Origin of the sequence: Actinoplanes oryzae (assembly GCF_030757795.1) — a bacterium.
Lineage (GTDB): Bacteria > Actinomycetota > Actinomycetes > Mycobacteriales > Micromonosporaceae > Actinoplanes.
Map to the genome: position 1 here is coordinate 1 of NZ_JAUQWH010000331.1, position 2,050 is coordinate 2,050.

Genomic DNA, 2,050 nt, shown 5'->3' on the forward strand with positions numbered 1-2,050 from the left:
GTCGACGGTCAGCCACGAGCCGGGCTCCAGCCCGATCGCGTCCAGGCCGATGTCCTGCGTGTTGGGGGTGCGGCCAATCGCGACCAGCAGTTCGTCGGCGGCGATCTGCGCGCCGTCGGTCAGGGTGAGGTGCACGGTGCCGGTCTCGTCCCGTCGCACGGATGCGGCTTCCGCGCCGATCCGCACGTCCACACCGGACTCGCGCAGCGCCGCGGTGACGCGTTCGCCGGCGAAGGGCTCGGCCAGGTGCAGGACGCCGTCGCGGGCGAGCATCGTCACCTGGGCACCGAGGCTGGTGTAGGCGGTCGCCATCTCGGAGGCCACGACACCACCGCCGATGACGACCAGCCGGCCGGGCACCTTGCTCGCGGCGGCGGCCTCGCGGCTGGTCCACGGCTTGGCGTCGTGCAGGCCCTCGATGCCGGGCACCAGGGCGCTGGTGCCGGTGGCGACGACCACGGCGTGCCGGGCGGTCAGCGTCGTGACGGCACCGTCGGCGCCGGTGACCTGGACGATGCGCGGGGCGGCGATCCGGCCCTGGCCCCGGTACAGGGTGATCCCGGCCGACTCGAGCCACGAGACCTGCCCGTCGTCCTTCCAGTGCGAGGCGAACGAGTCACGGCGGGCCAGCACGGCGGCCGTGTCCAACTCCCCGGTCACCGCCTCGCGGGAGCCGGCCACCTGGCGGGCTGCCCGCAGCGCGGCCGTGCTGCGCAGCAGGGCCTTGGTCGGCATGCACGCCCAGTAGGAGCACTCGCCCCCGACCAGCTCGCGTTCGACGATGGCGGCGGTCAGCCCGCCCTGGACCACGCGGTCGGCGACGTTCTCCCCGACCGGGCCGGCGCCGATGATGACGACGTCGTACGTGTTGTTCTGCATGTCAGTTTCCCTTGGCGGTACGGCCGAGCCGGATGGCGGCGATGAGGAAGAAGACGGCGCCCGGGATGGCGTAGCCGACGGCGTTGGTCAGCGCGGGATCGGACGCGGAGGCGGCGGCGACGAACGACGAGCCGGCGAGCACGGACAGGCCACCGCTGATGATCATCGGCCACTGGCCGCCCAGCTTGCGGCGGGTGACGCCCACGACGAGCTGGACCGCGCCGGCCACGATCGCCCAGGCACCCCACACGCGCAGGGCGGCCGGGATGCCGGAGGAGCCGGCCACGGCCAGGCCCACGGCGGCGAGCAGGCTGACCGCGATGTTCACGTACAGCAGGACGGGCGATCCGGTGGCGCGCGACGACCGGGCGTCGATGACGGCGGCGGCCACGTCGACCAGCGGGTAGATCACGAGGAGCACGGTGGTGAGCGCGGTGAGCTCGTCGGCGACCGCGAATGTCACCCCGGCCCAGACGAGGGCGAAGGCGGCTCGCGCGAAGTACAACCGCCGCAGGGCGGCCGCCGTCGTCGAGATGCCGGGAGCGGCAACGGTGGTCATAGTCATCCTCTCGGTTCTTCGAAGCGAACGGCCGGTCCGGCGGGCGCCGGGAACCGACCACCACTCGGAAGAACGAACGTTCTGTCGAGAACTACGATGACAGCTGCGCCCATACCTTGTCAAGACCGAACGTTCTATCCCGGGATCAGGGCAAAAGAAGCGCCGCACGCAGGCTCGGGCGGACGGGGAGGACTCCGGTACGGCTCAGATCTCGCGGACGCGGCCGGCGATGGCGCGGCCGAGCTCGACTGTCGTGCCGAAGCCGTGCAGGCCGGGAGTGCGCGGCGCGCCGGCCGGGCCGTGAGCGAGCACGTCCTCGACGGCCGCGAGCAGGTGGGCACCGGCTTCGGGGCGACCCCGGTGGTCGAGCGATGCGGAGGCCGGTCGCGGCGTCTGCCTCAGCGCGGCCAGACCCGCCCTGCGCGTCCCGCGGCGCGAGGCGCCCGGCGGTGCCGGAGTCACCGGCGCGCAGGGCACGCTGGCACTTCTGCCGCTCTCGACCATTGGAGACCGAACGTTCTATCCGATATAGTGCGAGGATGCGACACGACGAACCCGAGGGCCGGCCCTCGGAAGCGCGCTCCCGGCTGCTCGACACGGCCGCCCAGGTCT

At 72.9% G+C, this 2,050-nt stretch carries 3 protein-coding genes; all 3 read right to left on the reverse strand.

What is annotated here, in order from left to right; genetic code table 11:
- Nucleotides 1-879 (reverse strand): FAD-dependent oxidoreductase (locus RBH18_RS43690; RefSeq protein ID WP_306216411.1); only part of this gene is annotated, 879 nt, incomplete at its 3' end.
- Between the two features lies 1 nt (nt 880).
- On the reverse strand, nt 881-1,444 hold the full coding sequence (locus RBH18_RS43695) for a hypothetical protein (protein WP_306216412.1): 564 nt from the start codon (nt 1,442-1,444) through the stop codon (nt 881-883).
- Nucleotides 1,445-1,642: 198 nt separating this feature from the next.
- Nucleotides 1,643-1,900 (reverse strand): hypothetical protein, encoded by a 258-nt coding sequence (locus tag RBH18_RS43700; protein WP_306216413.1) that lies wholly within the window; start codon nt 1,898-1,900, stop codon nt 1,643-1,645.
- Between the last annotated feature and the right edge of the window lie 150 nt (nt 1,901-2,050).

Bases quoted from the DNA above. Each gene is read 5' to 3' on its own strand.
- RBH18_RS43695 (WP_306216412.1), bottom strand. From the start codon at position 1,444: ATGACTATGACCACCGTTGCCGCTCCCGGCATCTCGACGACGGCGGCC.